Annotated in this window: 2 protein-coding genes; one reads left to right on the top strand and one right to left on the bottom strand. The window is 68.8% G+C overall.

All coding sequences use genetic code 11. The features are described 5' to 3' along the window. Positions 1 to 1,042: 1,042 nt before the first annotated feature. Entirely contained in the window at positions 1,043 to 15,343 is a 14,301-nt protein-coding gene (locus ACWPN3_RS09880) for a cadherin-like domain-containing protein (RefSeq protein ID WP_492261311.1), read from the bottom strand. 107 nt (positions 15,344 to 15,450) lie between these two features. Here ACWPN3_RS09880 and ACWPN3_RS09875 point away from each other — a divergent pair, with 107 nt between their 5' ends. Beyond that, positions 15,451 to 15,579 (top strand): hypothetical protein, encoded by a 129-nt coding sequence (locus ACWPN3_RS09875; protein WP_492261310.1) that lies wholly within the window; start codon positions 15,451 to 15,453, stop codon positions 15,577 to 15,579. Positions 15,580 to 15,692: the final 113 nt, after the last annotated feature.

Here is a 15,692-nt window from a genome sequence, read left to right as displayed (position 1 = left end):
CGTGTCCTCGTTGCCGGTCGCGGCGGACACGCTGAGCGTCGGGGTATCGGACACCGCGGCCAGGGTGATCGGCACAGTGACGGTCCTGGTCGCCGTGCTGCCGTTGGACTCGATGCTGACGGCGGTGACGGTCAGGGCGATCGCCGCATCGCTGTTGGCGGGCGGGGTCAGGGTCAGGCCGGTCAGCTGGGCCGGCGTCAGGGTCCAGCTGCCGTCGGCGTTCTTCGTCCCGGCCGACAGCAGCGCGCCCGTCGGCACGCCGGCAATCGTCAGCAGCCCCAGCCGCTCCGACCCGTCGGTGTCGTACAGCGCCACCGAGAGGTTCAGCGGCACGGCCGTGTCCTCGGTGCCGGACAGCGGTGCCCAGGTGATGATCGGCTGGTCGGCGACCGGATCGACGCTGACCCGGAACAGCTGGCTGGTGGTGGCGGTGGCGCCGGTGGAAGCCTCCGTCGTCGTCGCGGTCAGGGTCAGGTTGAAGTCGGTGCCGGCATTGGCCGGCGGCATCAGCTTCAGCCCGGACAGCTGGGCGGCGGTCAGCGCGACCGAGCCGGCGGTCGGCGTCAGAATGGTGCCGTTGGCATCAATCAGCACCGCACCTGCCGGCAGGCCGGACAGCACCAGGGCCATCGTCTCCGACCCGTCGGTATCGACCAGCGCCGCCGTCAGGTTCAGCGCGATGGCGGTGTCCTCGCTGCCCGAGGCGTTGGCGACGATGACGGTCGGCGCGTCGGCGACCGCAGTGACGGTCACATGGATGGTGGCGGTGGTGCTCGCCGTGTCCTTGTTGGAGCTTTCCAGGCTGGTGGCGGTCAGCGTCAGGTCCATGCCGCCCGAATAGTTGCGCGGCGGCGTGACGGTCAGGCCGGCCAGCTCCGACGGCTTCAGGGTCCAGGACCCGTCGCCGTTGTTGGAGCCATGGTTCAGCACGGCACCGGCCGGCAGGCCCGACAGGATGACCGCCATCGTCTCCGACCCGTCGGTGTCGACAAGGCTGGCCGACAGGTTCAGGGCGATGGCGGTGTCCTCCGCCCCCGTCGTGTCATGCACCGTGACGTTCGGCGCGTCGGCGACCGCGGTGTAGGTGACCGAGAAGCTCCTGCTCGACCAGGCGGGGGCCGCCGTGCCGTCCTGGGCGGCAGCGTCCACCGTCAGCGTCACCGTGCCGGCATAGTTGGCGGGCGGCGTCAGCTTCAGGGCCGCGCGGTCGCTGGCCGACAGGCCGGTCAGGTCGTAGACGCCGTTGCCGAGCGACGTGCCGCCCGACAGGGTGAAGCCGGCCGGCACCGTCACCCGCAGGGCGGTGATCACCTCGGAGGTGCCGACCAGATCGGTGACCGCGGCATCGATGGACAGGTTGGCGGCATGATCCTCCAGCGCCGTGGCGGCGCTGACGGAAATGGCGGGGGCGTCGCTGACCGGCGCCACCTCGACGGTCAGCGTTTTGGTCGTGGTCGCCCGGTCGGCGTTGCTGGTTTCGCGCGAGACCGCCGTCACCGTCAGTTGGAAGGTGCCGCTGGCATCGTGCGGCGGGGTGAATTTCAGCCCGGCCAGCTGGCCCGGCGTCAGCACCCAGCGCCCGGTGGTGGAGTCGAGATAGCCGGCAGACAGCGAGGCACCGGCCGGCACCCCGTCGATGACGATGCTGGCCAGCGTTTCCGACCCGTCGGTGTCGGCCAGCGCTGCGGTGATGTCCAGCGCGATGGCGGTATCCTCGTTGCCGGACGCCGTCTGCACGGTCAGCAGCGGGCTGTCGGCCACGGCGGTGACGGTCACGGCCTGGGTCAGCGTGGTGTGGGCGTTGCTGCTGCCCGACACCACGTCGATGGAAAGCGTGAAATCGGCATCGCTGTTCGACGGCGGCGTCAGCCTCAACCCGTCCAGCTGCGCCTTGGTCAGCGTGATCGAGCCGCCGGTGACGGTCAGCGTGTCGCCGGCCGTGTTGCTCAGGCTGGCGCCGGTCGGGATGCCCGACAGGGTGACCGTGGAGACGTCCTGCCAGTTCGCCAGCCCGTCCTTCAGGCCGAGTGCCACCGACGTATCCTCGGCGGTGGTCACGGCATGCGGCCGGTCGCTGCCGACGCTGGGGTCCAGCACCGGGGGCGGCGGCGGAGGGGGCGGAGGGGGCGGCGGAGGAGGAGGCGGGCTGGTGCCGCCGCCAGTGTTGCCGCCGTTGCCCGGATCGGTCGAGCCGCCGCCGGAGGAGGCGGTGGTGGTCCAGCTCAGCACGAAGCTGTCGGACACGCTGGTGTTGCGGTCGCCCTCGCTCTCGATGCTGTAAGGGTTGACCGTCAGCGTGACGCTGGCGGTGTCGACGCTGCCGGACACACTGTGGGTGATGCCGGTGGCGTTCGCATCCTTGACGGTCAGCTTCAGGCCGCCCTCGGCCAGCGCCGCGGTGTAGTCCTCCGCGGTCAGCGTCCAGGTGCCGTTGCCGTTGTCGATGCCGCGCGACAGCACCGTGCCCTTCGGCACGCCGCCGATGGTGACCGCCAGCTTTTCCGACCCGTCGGTGTCGGCCAGGAAGGCGTTCAGGTTCAGCACCAGCCCGTCCGGCACGCCGGTCGTCGACTGGTCGTCGACATGGTAGGGCACCGCCGAACCGTCGGCAGCATGCGACACCGGCGCGTCGGCCACCGCGGTGATGGTGACGGTCGGGGTGTAGGTCTTGGTCAACGTGTCGGTGCCGTCCATCGCCGTCACCTTGACGGTGATGGTGAAGTCGTCGGCGTTGTTGGCCGGCACGATCAGGCGCAGGTTGCCGAGCTTCGCCGGATCGACCGTCCAGCTGCCGTCGGCATTCGCGGTCAGCGCGCCGGCGTCCGAGCTGGTCAGCGTCACCCCGGCCGGCAGGCCGGAGATGACGATGGAGGAGATGTGCTCCGACCCGTCGCTGTCGCCGGTCAGGGCGGAGATGGTCAGCGGGATGCCGCCGACGGCATCCTCCAGCCCGCTGGCGCCGATCGAGACGACCGGCTCGTCCGCCTTGGGGTCGACGGTGACCGTCAGGTCGCGGGTGTCCTTCAGCATCCCGCCGGAGGTCACGCCGTTCACGGTGATGATCGGCGCGCCGTTGCTGTCGGTGGTGATGACGTCCACCTTCAGCGTGATGGTGCCGGAGAAGTCCTTCTTCGTCGTCAGCGTCAGTTCGTTGCGGTACTCCGCATCGACCGACCAGCGGCCGTTGCCGAGATAGAACCAGGCCGCTGTCGTGCCCGGCCGCCAGCGACAGCCAGGAGCCCGACGGCAGGTTGCTGACGACCAGCGACAGGCGCTCCGACCCGTCATTGTCGGTCATCACCAGATCGCCGAGCTTCAGGTTGATCGCCGTGTCCTCGTCGCCGCGCGCGGTCAGCGTGCCGTTCGGCGTCACCACGTCGGCAACGCCCTGCACCTCGACATGGACGGACACCGCAGCCGCGTCGGCGAAGGCGCCGTTGGAGCCTTCCGTCGCCCGCGCGGTGAAGGTCAGGTTGAAGCCGGTGTTGGAGTTGGCCGGCGGGGTGATGGTCAGGCCGGACAGGTCGGCCTGGGTCAGCACCCATTTGCCCAGCGTCGCGTCGTAATGGCCGTGGTTCAGCGTGGCGCCCGCCGGCACGCCGCCGACGAGGATGCTGAGGCTTTCCGACCCGTCGCGGTCGGTCAATGCTGCGACCACCGAAAGCGGGATGGCGGTGTCCTCGCGCCCCACCGCATCGGAGGCCGACAGGACCGGCGTGTCGGCGACGGCGGTGACGGTCACCGTCAGCGACTGCTGTGCCGAGGTTGCGGTGGTCGCCCCTTCCACCGAGGTGGCGGTGATCTTCAGCGTCAGCGTGCCGGAATAGTTCGGCGGCGGCGTGAAGGTCAGGCCGGTCAGCTGCGCCGGGGTCAGCGTCCAGCTGCCGTCGGCGTTGTGGATGCCGGCGGACAGCGTCGCCCCTTCCGGCAGGTTGGTGATGGTGATGTGGTCCAGCGTCTCGCCCGTCACGTCGGACAGGTGGGCGTCGATGGACAGCGGAATGGCGGTATCCTCATTGCCCGTCGCCGCCACGGGGATGACGATGGGGGCGTCGGCCACGCCGGTGACGGTCACCGTCAAGGTCGCCGGCGCGGAATCGGCGGTCGAACCGTTCTCGCGCTCCACCGAGGTGGCGACGACGCGGAGGGTGATGGTGCCGGAGAAGTCGTGCGGCGGGGTCAGGCGCAGGCTCGCCAGATCGGCCGCGTTGACCTTCCAGCTGGTGCTGCCGTCGCCCTGGGTGCTCAGGACCGTGCCGAGATTAAGGCTCGCCCCGGCCGGCACGCCGGAAACGGTGACATAGCCGATGCTCTCCGACCCGTCGGTGTCGGTCAGCGCCGGGGTGATCTTCAGCGCGACCGAGGTGTCCTCGTCCGTCGCCGCGGCGGCGGCGGTCACGGTCGGCGCATCGGCCACCGCATCGACGGTGATGGTGCCGGTCGCCGACTTGCTGCCGCGCACCGTGCCGGCGCTGGTGCTGTCGATGGTCCCGACCGTCAGGGTGTAGGTGAGGTCGGCATCGGAGTTGCGGGTGGTGACGATCTTCAGGCCGGACACCGTCCAGGTTCCGGCCGATCCACCGGCCACCAGGGCGCTGGTCGGGATCGTCCAGCTGTAGGTCCCGCTGCCGCTGCGCGTCAGCTCCGTGCCGTTCAGGTACAGCTTGGCGCCGGCGACATCCAGCTGCGAGGCCGACATGGTCAGCGTGACCGTCTCCACCGCCTCCGGGCTGGCGGCATCGACGTCGCTCAGCGTGATGGTGGGGGCAATGGCGATGCCGCCGGCCGCATCCTCGTTGCCGCGCGTGTTCAGCGTGGTCAGCGTGATGGAGTCGGCGACCGGCGCCACCTTGATGGTCTGCGTGGCGGTGGAGGTGCCGCCATAGGCGTCGGTGACGGTGAAGGAGAAGGTTTCCGTGCCGCTGAAATCGGCGTCCGGCGTGTAGGTGAAGGTGCCGTCGGCGTTCACCACCAGCGTGCCGTGCGCCAGCCGCACCGGCTGGCCGTCGGCGCCCGGCCCCTTGAAGGTCAGGCTGTCGTCGGTGCGGCCGTTGAGGGTGTCCTGGTCGGTGGCGACGAGGCGGCTGCTGACCGCATTGTCCTCGGTGGTGGAGGTGGTGGCGGCGGCGGCGGTGGCCGTCGGGGTGTAGTTCAGCACCTCGCGCACATTGACCGGCTGGCCGTCGACGTAGATTTCGAGCTTCTCGAAATCCGCGACCTTGATGCCCAGCGCCGTCAGGGTGACGGCGTTGGCGACATCGGTGTCCTTGGTCGCGGCGTTGGGATCGGCCGCCGCCGCCTCGATCAGGTCGCGCAGGGTGCGCAGGTCGGCCAGGATCGCCGGGTTGGACATCTGGGCGGACGTCAGCATCACCCGGAAGGTGTCGATGCCGGCATCGCCATCCTGCAGTTCCGGAGCCGACGCGGTTCCGCCGTCGGTTCCGACGGTGAAGATCGACAGGTCGTCGCCCGCCCCGCCATGGATGGTGTCGGTCCCGGCCCCGCCGGTGATGGTGTCGTTGCCGCCGCCGCCGAGCAGGATGTTGGCGCCGCCGTCGCCGGTGATGACGTCGTCGAAGGCCGAGCCGGTGACGTTCTCCAGATTGCGCAGAACGTCGGTGCCTTCCCCGGTGCCGACCCCGGTCGCGAGGTTGGCGTTCACCGCGGTCGCCGAGCCGGCATAGGTGACGGTGTCGTTGCCGGCGCCGCCGTCGATGGTGTCGTTGCCGGGGCCGCCGGCCAGCAGGTCGTTGTCGGCGCCGCCGTCCAGGCTGTCGTCGCCCAGCCCGCCGATCAGGGTGTCGTTGCCGGCCCCGCCGAAGATGGTGTCGTTGCCGTCGCCGCCGTCCAGGCTGTCGTTGCCCTTCGGCGTGTTGGCGAAGCTGACGGTCAGCGTCCGCGGGTCGCTGTCGGCGGTGCTGCCGTTCTCCTGCTCCCTGGAGGTCGAGACGACGGTGAGGGTGATGGGATGGCTGGTGTCGCCTTCCTGCGCGGTCATCTTCAGCCCGGACAGCTGGGCCTGGGTCAGGGTCCAGGTGCCGTCGGCGTTGAGGGTGCCGGCGCTGAGCGTCGCCCCGGCCGGGACGCCGGAGATCGTCACCTTGGAGATGTATTCCGACCCGTCGTGATCGGTCACGGCGGGGGTGATCGACAGGGCGACGGTGAAGGTGCCGCTGCCGTCGCCATAGATCACGTCGTCGCCGGCGCCGCCCAGGATGGTGTCGTTGCCCGCACCGCCCGACAGCGTGTCGTTGCCGGCGGTGCCGGTCAGCGTGTCGTTCTGTCCGACCGCCAGATCGTAGGTGATCGGCGTGACGGAAACGGTCGGCTTGTCGGCCACGGCGATGACGGTGACGGCCAGGGTCGTCTGCACCGAGACCGGGGACAGGCCGCGGTCCGTCGCCGTGGCGGTGACGGTCAGGGTGAAATCGACGTCGCTGTCGGCCTTGGGCGTGATCTTCAGGTTGGCCAGCTGCGCCTGGGTCAGGGTCCAGCTGGTGGTGCCGTTGCTTTCCGTGACGAAAGTGCCGGCGCTGAGCGTCGCCCCGGCCGGAACGCCGGTGATCTTGATGCTCAAGCTCTCCGATCCGTCGAGATCGGTCAGGGCCGACCTGATGTCCAGCGCGATGGCGGTGTCTTCGTTGCCGCTCGCCGCGGTGACGGTCAGCGTCGGGGTGTCGGTCACCGGGTTAACGGTGACCACCAGCGGTAGGGTCGTGGTCGCCTCGGCCGCGCCGCGGTCCTTGGAGACGGCGGTCACCGACAGGGTGAAGTCGTCGTCGCTGTTCAGCGGCGGCGTGATCTTCAGACCGGCCAGCTGGTCGGGATTGAGCGTGATCGAGCCGTTGGTGACCGTCAGCGTGCCGTTCAGCGTGTTGACCAGCGTCGCACCGGCCGGAATGCCGGTGATGCGGATCGTCAGCACCTCCGACCCGTCGGTGTCGGTCAGCGCCGGGCTGATCGTCAGCGGAATGGCGGTGTCTTCGTTGCCGGTGACGGCGGTGACGCTCAGCGTCGGCGTGTCGGACACCGGGTTGACGGTGACCGGCAGGGGCTGGGTCACGCTGACCGCGTCGGCGACGCCGTCCTTGGCAGTCGCGGTGACGGTGAGGGTGAAGTCGTCGTCGCTGTTCGACGGCGGCGTGATCTTCAGCCCGGCGAGCTGATTGGGGGTCAGCGTGATCGACCCGTTGGTGACGGTGAGCGTGCCGTTCAGCGTGTTGGCGAGGATCGCACCGGCCGGAATGCCGCTGATCGTGATCGTCAGCGTTTCCGACCCGTCGGTGTCGGTCAGCGCCGGAGTGATCGCCAGCGCAATCGCTGTGTCCTCGCTGCCCGTCGCCGCCGTGACGCTCAGAGTCGGCGTGTCGGTGATCGGATCGACCGTGACATGCAGCGTCTGGCTCGTCGTCGCGACCGGTGCTGTGCCATCCTTGGCAATCGCGGTGACCGTCAGGTCGAAATCCACGTCGCTGTTGTGCGGCGGCGTGATCTTTAGGCCGGTCAGCTGGTCCTTCGTCAGGGTCCAGGTGGTCGTACCGTTGCTTTCGGTGACCGAGCTGCCGGCACTCAGCGTCGCTCCCGCCGGAACGCCGGAAATCCGGATGGTCAGCGTCTCCGACCCGTCTGTGTCGGTCAGGGCCGGGTTGATCGTCAGCGGGATCGCGGTGTCTTCGTCGCCACGGGCGGCGGACACGGACAGGGTCGGGGTGTCCGACACCGGATTGACGGTGACCACCAGCGGCGCGCTGACGCTGACCGGAGTGGCGACGCCATCCTTGGCCGTCGCGGTGACGGTCAGGGTGAAGTCATCGTCGCTGTTCACCGGAGGCGTGATCTTGAGCCCGGCAAGCTGATCGGGGTTCAGCGTGATCGAGCCATTGCTGACCGTCAGCGTCCCGTTCAGCGTGTTGGCGAGCGTCGCTCCGGCCGGGATGCCGCTGATGGTGATCGTCAGCGTCTCCGACCCGTCGGTGTCGGTCAGCGCCGGAGTGATTGCCAGCGCAATCGCCGTGTCTTCGTTGCCGCTCGCCGCGGAGACGCTCAGTGTCGGCGTGTCGGTGACCGGGTCGACGGTGACGTGCAGGGTCTGGCTCGTCGTCGCGACCGGCGCGCTGCCATCCTTGGCGATTGCGGTGACGGTCAGGTCAAAATCAACGTCGCTGTTCGACGGCGGCGTGATCTTCAGACCCGCAAGCTGCTGGGGCGTCAGCGTCCAAGTGGTGGTGCCGTTGCTTTCCGTGACCGAGCTGCCGGCGCTCAGCGTCGCTCCCGCCGGAACGTCGGCGATGGTGACCGTCAGGGTCTCCGACCCGTCGGTGTCGGTCAGGGCCGGGCTGATCGTCAGCGGAATCGCGGTGTCTTCATCGCCACGGGCGGCGGACACGGACAGGGTCGGGGTGTCGGTCACCGGGTTGACGGTCACCGCCAGGGTCTGCGTCACCGAAACCGGAGTGGCGACGCCATCCTTGGCCGTCGCGGTGACGGTCAGGTCGAAATCCACGTCGCTGTTCGACGGCGGCGTGATCTTGAGCCCGGCAAGCTGATCGGGGTTCAGCGTGATCGAGCCGTTGCTGACCGTCAGCGTGCCGTTCAGCGTGTTGGCGAGGATCGCGCCGGCCGGAATGCCGCTGATGGTGATCGTCAGTGTCTCCGACCCGTCGGTATCGGTCAGCGCCGGGCTGATCGACAGCGCAATCGCCGTGTCTTCGTTGCCGCTCGCAGCAGTGACACTCAGCGTCGGCGTGTCCGTCACCGGGTCGACGGTGACATGCAGGGTCTGCGTCGCCGTCGCGATCGGCGCTGTGCCGTCCTTGGCGGTCGCGGTGACCGTCAGGTCGAAATCCGCGTCGCTGTTCAGCGGAGGCGTGATCTTGAGCCCGGCAAGCTGATTTGGGTTCAGCGTGATCGTGCCGTTGGTGACGGTCAGCGTCCCGTTCAGCGTGTTGGCGAGCGTTGCACCGGCCGGAATGCCGCTGATGGTCACCGTCAGCGTCTCCGACCCGTCGGTGTCGGTCAGGGCCGGGTTGATCGTCAGCGCAATGGCGGTGTCTTCGTTGCCGCTCGCAGCAGTGACGCTCAGCGTCGGGGTGTCGGTCACCGGATTGACGGTAACCACCAGCGGTGCGCTGACGCTGACCGGAGTGGCGACGCCATCCTTGGCGGTCGCGGTCACGGTCAGGGTGAAGTCATCGTCGCTGTTCACCGGCGGCGTGATCTTGAGGCCGGCCAGCTGGTCGGGCGTCAGCGTGATCGAGCCGTTGCTGACCGTCAGCGTGCCGTTCAGCGTGTTGGCGAGCGTTGCTCCCGCCGGGATGCCGCTGATGGTGATCGTCAGTGTCTCCGACCCGTCGGTATCGGTCAGCGCCGGAGTGATCGCCAGCGGGATTGCGGTGTCTTCATTGCCGCTCGCCGCAGTGACGCTCAGCGTCGGCGTGTCGGTGACCGGGTCGACGGTGACGTGCAGGGTCTGCGTCGCCGTCGCGACCGGCGCGCTACCATCCTTGGCGATTGCGGTGACGGTCAGGTCGAAATCCACGTCGCTGTTCGACGGCGGCGTGATCTTCAACCCGGCAAGCTGCTGGGGCGTCAGCGTCCAGGTGGTGGTGCCGTTGCTTTCGGTGACCGAGGTGCCGGCGCTCAGCGTCGCTCCCGCCGGAACGCCGGCGATGGTGACCGTCAGGGTCTCCGACCCGTCGGTGTCGGTCAGGGCCGGGCTGATCGACAGCGGAATTGCGGTGTCCTCATCGCCGCGGGCGGCGGACACGGACAGGGTCGGGGTGTCGGTCACCGGGTTGACGGTCACCGCCAGGGTCTGCGTCACCGAAACCGGCGTGGCGACGCCATCCTTGGCCGTCGCGGTGACGGTCAGGTCGAAATCCACGTCGCTGTTCGACGGCGGCGTGATCTTGAGCCCGGCCAGTTGGTCGGGCGTCAGCGTGATCGAGCCGTTGCTGACCGTCAGCGTGCCGTTCAGCGTGTTGGCGAGCGTTGCTCCGGCCGGGATGCCGCTGATGGTGATCGTCAGCGTTTCCGACCCGTCGGTGTCGGTCAGCGCCGGAGTGATCGCCAGCGGGATTGCGGTGTCTTCATTGCCGCTCGCCGCGGTGACGCTCAGCGTCGGCGTGTCGGTGACCGGATCGACGGTGACGTGCAGGGTCTGCGTCGCCGTCGCCACCGGCGCGCTACCATCCTTGGCGATCGCGGTGACGGTCAGGTCGAAATCCACGTCGCTGTTCGACGGAGGCGTGATCTTCAACCCGGCAAGCTGCTGGGGCGTCAGCGTCCAGGTGGTGGTGCCGTTGCTTTCGGTGACCGAGGTGCCGGCGCTCAACGTCGCTCCGGCCGGAACGCCGGAAATCCGGATGGTCAGCGTCTCCGAGCCGTCGGTGTCGGTCAGGGCCGGGCTGATCGACAGCGGAATCGCGGTGTCCTCATCGCCGCGGGCGGCCGATACGGACAGGATCGGGGTGTCGGACACCGGGTTGACGGTCACCAGCAGCGGCGCACTGGTGCTGGCCGGCGCGGCGCTCCCGTCCTTCGAAGTCGCGGTGACGGTGAGGGTGAAGTCATCGTCGCTGTTCAGCGGCGGCGTGATCTTCAGCCCGGCAAGCTGGTCGGGGTTCAGGGTGATCGAGCCGTTGCTGACCGTCAGCGTGCCGTTCAGCGTGTTGACGAGCGTCGCACCGGCCGGAATCCCAGAGATGGTGACGGTCAGCACCTCCGACCCGTCGGTGTCGGTCAAAGCCGGCGTGATCGACAGCGCAATCGCGGTGTCCTCGTTGCCCGTCGCCGCCGTGACGCTCAGCGAGGGAGTATCCGACACCGGGCTGACGGTCACCGGCAAGGTCTGGCTGACCGAAACCGGCGCGGCGACGCCGTCCTTGGCAGTCGCGGTGACGGTGAGCGTGAAATCCGCATCGCTGTTCAGCGGCGGCGTGATCTTCAGCCCAGCCAGCTGACCGGGCGTAAGCGTGATCGAGCCGTTGCTGATGGTCAGCGTGTTGCCGGCCGTATTGCTGAGGCTGGCGCCCGCCGGGATGCCGCTGATGGTGATCGTCAGCGTTTCCGACCCGTCAAGATCGGTCAGCGCCGGGCTAATTGCCAGCGCAATCGCCGTGTCTTCGTTGCCGCTCGCCGCGGAGACGCTCAGCGTCGGCGTGTCGGTGACCGGATCGACCGTGACATGCAGGGTCTGGCTCGCCGTCGCCACCGGCGCGCTACCATCCTTGGCGATTGCGGTGACCGTCAGGTCGAAATCCACGTCGCTGTTCGACGGCGGCGTGATCTTCAAACCGGCAAGCTGCTGGGGCGTCAGGGTCCAGGTGGTGGTGCCGTTGCTTTCCGTGACCGAGGTGCCGGCGCTCAGCGTCGCTCCCGCCGGAACGCCGGAAATCCGGATGCTCAGCGTCTCCGACCCGTCGGTGTCGGTCAGCGCCGGGCTGATCGTCAGCGGAATCGCGGTGTCCTCATCGCCGCGGGCGGCCGATACGGACAGGGTCGGGGTGTCGGACACCGGGTTGACGGTCACCAGCAGCGGTGCGCTGACGCTGACCGGAGTGGCGACACCGTCCTTCGCCGTGGTCGTGACGGTCAGGGTGAAGTCATCGTCGCTGTTCGACGGCGGCGTGATCTTCAGCCCGGCCAGCTGGTCCGGCGTCAGCGTGATCGAGCCGTTGCTGATGGTCAGCGTGTTGCCGGCCGTATTGCTGAGGCTGGCGCCCGCCGGAATGCCGCTGATGGTCACCGTCAGCGTCTCCGACCCGTCGGTATCGGTCAGGGTCGGGTTGATCGTCAGCGCAATGGCGGTGTCTTCGTTGCCGGTCGCAGCAGTGACGCTCAGCGTCGGCGTGTCGGTCACCGGATTGACGGTAACCACCAGCGGTGCGCTGACGCTGACCGGAGTGGCGACGCCATCCTTGGCCGTCGCGGTGACGGTCAGGGTGAAGTCGTCGTCGCTGTTCACCGGCGGCGTGATCTTGAGGCCGGCCAGTTGGTCGGGCGTCAGCGTGATCGAGCCGTTGCTGACCGTCAGCGTCCCGTTCAGCGTGTTGGCGAGCGTCGCACCGGCCGGGATGCCGCTGATGGTGATCGTCAGCGTCTCCGACCCGTCAAGATCGGTCAGCGCCGGAGTGATCGCCAGCGCAATCGCCGTGTCTTCGTTGCCGCTCGCCGCGGAGACGCTCAGCGTCGGCGTGTCGGTGATCGGATCGACCGTGACGTGCAGGGTCTGGCTCGTCGTCGCCACCGGCGCGCTGCCATCCTTGGCAATCGCGGTGACGGTCAGGTCGAAATCCACGTCGCTGTTCGACGGAGGCGTGATCTTCAGGCCGGCAAGCTGCTGGGGCGTCAGCGTCCAGGTGGTGGTGCCGTTGCTTTCCGTGACCGAGGTGCCGGCACTAAGCGTCGCTCCGGCCGGAACGCCGGAAATCCGGATGGTCAGCGTCTCCGACCCGTCGGTATCGGTCAGGGCCGGGTTGATCGTCAGCGGAATCGCCGTGTCTTCGTCGCCGCGGGCGGCGGACACGGACAGGGTCGGGGTGTCGGTCACCGGGTTGACGGTCACCGCCAGGGTCTGCGTCACCGAAACCGGAGTGGCGACGCCATCCTTGGCCGTTGCCGTGACGGTCAGGGTGAAGTCGTCGTCGCTGTTCGACGGCGGCGTGATCTTCAGCCCGGCCAGCTGGTCCGGCGTCAGCGTGATCGACCCGTTGCTGATGGTCAGCGTGTTGCCAGCCGTGTTGCTGAGGCTGGCGCCCGCCGGGATGCCGCTGATGGTGATCGTCAGCGTTTCCGACCCGTCAAGATCGGTCAGGGCCGGAGTGATCGACAGCGGGATTGCGGTGTCTTCATTGCCGCTCGCCGCGGTGACGCTCAGCGTCGGCGTGTCGGTGATCGGATCGACGGTGACGTGCAGGGTCTGGCTCGTCGTCGCGACCGGTGCTGTGCCGTCCTTGGCGATTGCAGTGACCGTCAGGTCGAAATCCACGTCGCTGTTGGCCGGCGGCGTGATCTTCAGACCGGCAAGCTGCTGGGGCGTCAGCGTCCAGGTGGTGGTGCCGTTGCTTTCGGTGACCGAGGTGCCGGCGCTCAGCGTCGCTCCCGCCGGAACGCCGGAAATCCGGATGCTCAGCGTCTCCGACCCGTCGGTGTCGGTCAGGGCCGGGCTGATCGTCAGCGGAATCGCGGTGTCTTCATCGCCGCGGGCGGCCGATACGGACAGGGTCGGGGTGTCGGTCACCGGGTTGACGGTCACCGCCAGGGTCTGCGTCACCGAAACCGGAGTGGCGACGCCATCCTTGGCCGTTGCCGTGACGGTCAGGGTGAAGTCGTCGTCGCTGTTCGACGGCGGCGTGATCTTCAAACCGGCCAGTTGGTCCGGCATCAGCGTGATCGAGCCGTTGCTGATGGTCAGCGTGTTGCCGGCCGTGTTGCTGAGGCTGGCGCCGGCCGGGATGCCGCTGATGGTGATGGTCAGCACCTCCGACCCGTCCAGATCGGTCAGCGCCGGGGTGATCGACAGCGGGATCGCCGTGTCTTCGCTGCCGGTGGCGGCGGACACCGACAGGGTCGGCGTGTCGGTCACCGGATTGACGGTGACCACCAGCGGCGCGCTGACGCTGACGGGATCGGCGCCGCCGTCGCGGGCGGTGGCGGTGACCGTCAGGGTGAAATCCACGTCGCTGTTGGCCGGCGGCGTGATCGTCAGGCCGGCCAGCTGGTTCGGCGACAGCGTGATCGAACCGTTGCCGATCGTCAGCGTGTCTCCCGCACTGTTCTTCAGGCTCGCGCCGACGGGAATGCCGCTGATCGTGATGCTCAGCGATTCCGAGCCGTCGGTGTCCGTCAGGGCCGGCGAAATCACCAGCGGAATGGCCGTATCCTCGCTGCCGGTCGCCGCGCTGACCGACAGGGTCGGCGTGTCGGTCACCGGATTGACGGTGACGGCCAGCGGCGCACTGACGCTCACCGGCGCGGCGGTGCCGTCCTGCGCGGTCGTGGTGACCGTCAGGGTGAAGTCGGCGTCGCTGTTGGCCGGCGGCGTGATGCGGAGACCCGCCAGCTGGCCGGGCGTCAGCGTGACGGAGCCGTTGCTGATCGACAGCGTATCGCCGGCCGCGTTGGCGAGGCTGGCGCCGGAGGGAATGCCGCTGATGGTGATGCTCAGCGTTTCCGACCCGTCGGTATCGGTCAGGGCCGGGGTGATGGTCAGCGGAATCGCGGAGTCTTCGTTGCCGGTCGCCGCAGCGACGCTCAGCGTCGGCGTGTCGGTGACCGGGTTCACCGTGACCACCAGAGGCAGGCTGGTGCTGGCGGGCGCGGCGCTGCCGTCGCGGCTGGTCGCCGTGACGGTGAGCGTGAAATCGGCGTCGCTGTTCAGCGGCGGGGTGATCGCCAGCCCCGCCAGTTGGCCCGGCGTCAGGGTGATCGAGCCGCCGGAAACGGTCAGAACCTCGCCGGCCGCATTGGTCAGGACCGCACCGGTCGGAATGCCGGCGATGGTGACCGTCAGCGTCTCGGAGCCGTCGGTGTCGGTCAGCGCCGGGCTGATCGTCAGCGGAATCGCCGTATCCTCGGCACCGGTGACGGCCGAGACGCTGAGCGTCGGCGTGTCGGACACCGGATTGACCGTGACCGGCAGCGTGGCGGTGACGCTGTTGGGCGCGGCGGTGCCGTCGGTGCTGGTGGCCGTCACCGTCAGGCTGAAGCTGTCGCCGCTGTTGGCCGGCGGGGTCAGCGTCAGGCCGGGGATCTGCGACGCCGTCAGCACGATGCTGCCGTTGACCACCGTCAGCACCGCACCGGAGGCGTCGCGCAGAACCGCGCCGTCCGGAATGCCGGCCAGGGTGACGGTCAGCACCTCCGTCCCGCCGGTGTCGGTCAGGGCGGCGGCGATGTTGAGCGCGATGGCGCTGTCCTCGTCACCGGACACCCCGTTCACCGTCAGGCTGGGCGTGTCGGACACCGGGGCCGGGGCCGGAGTCGAGGCTGTGGCGACGGCGGGGGCGACCACCGCGGCGGCCTGCAGGAACGTCACGCCCTCGGCGGCGGGAACCACCCCATTGTCGATCACCTGATCGGGCAACTCCGGCACGGGGATGTCCGACGCCGCAGCCTCGAGCGGGTCGTAGGCCGAGGTGGTGCGCGCGGTCGACAGCAGCTCCGCCCGCTCCGCCGCCTTGCCGTCGGCACCGCGGCCCTCCCCGTCCGTCGGGCCGGAGCCCTCGGGACCGGTCGGGCCGGAACCGCGGGTGCCTTCGGTGCGCAGCACGTCGCCGTTCAGCAGCAGCGCGTTCACCGCCTGGTCGGCGGCGACCGCCACCGAATTCGCCGACGACGGCACCGGTCTGCACCGCGCCGCCCACCATCAGAATCCTCGGCGCCGCGATAATCGGTCTGGACATAGCCCAGCGTATCGTCGGGCCGCTGAAGCTGTACCGAGCTCGCTTCATGGATGACGCCGCCCAGGCGAGTACCGTCGACCTGCTGGAGAAGGGTCAGATCGTCCAGGATCTGACGATCGTCGACCGCCGGGACCTTACCCTGAACCGCTTCCTCAGCCATCGGACCGCTCCATAAAGTCGGGCGCGAAATCGCACCGCACCACTCGTCACGACCCTAGGTTCTAGCGCTCCTACTTGCTTGTGATAAGAAACATCCTGTGATGAGTTTCAACATGTTGGACGCTGAAC

It is taken from the genome of Azospirillum sp. UENF 111221, from assembly GCF_058780625.1.
This window is presented reverse-complemented; position numbering and strand designations above follow the sequence as displayed.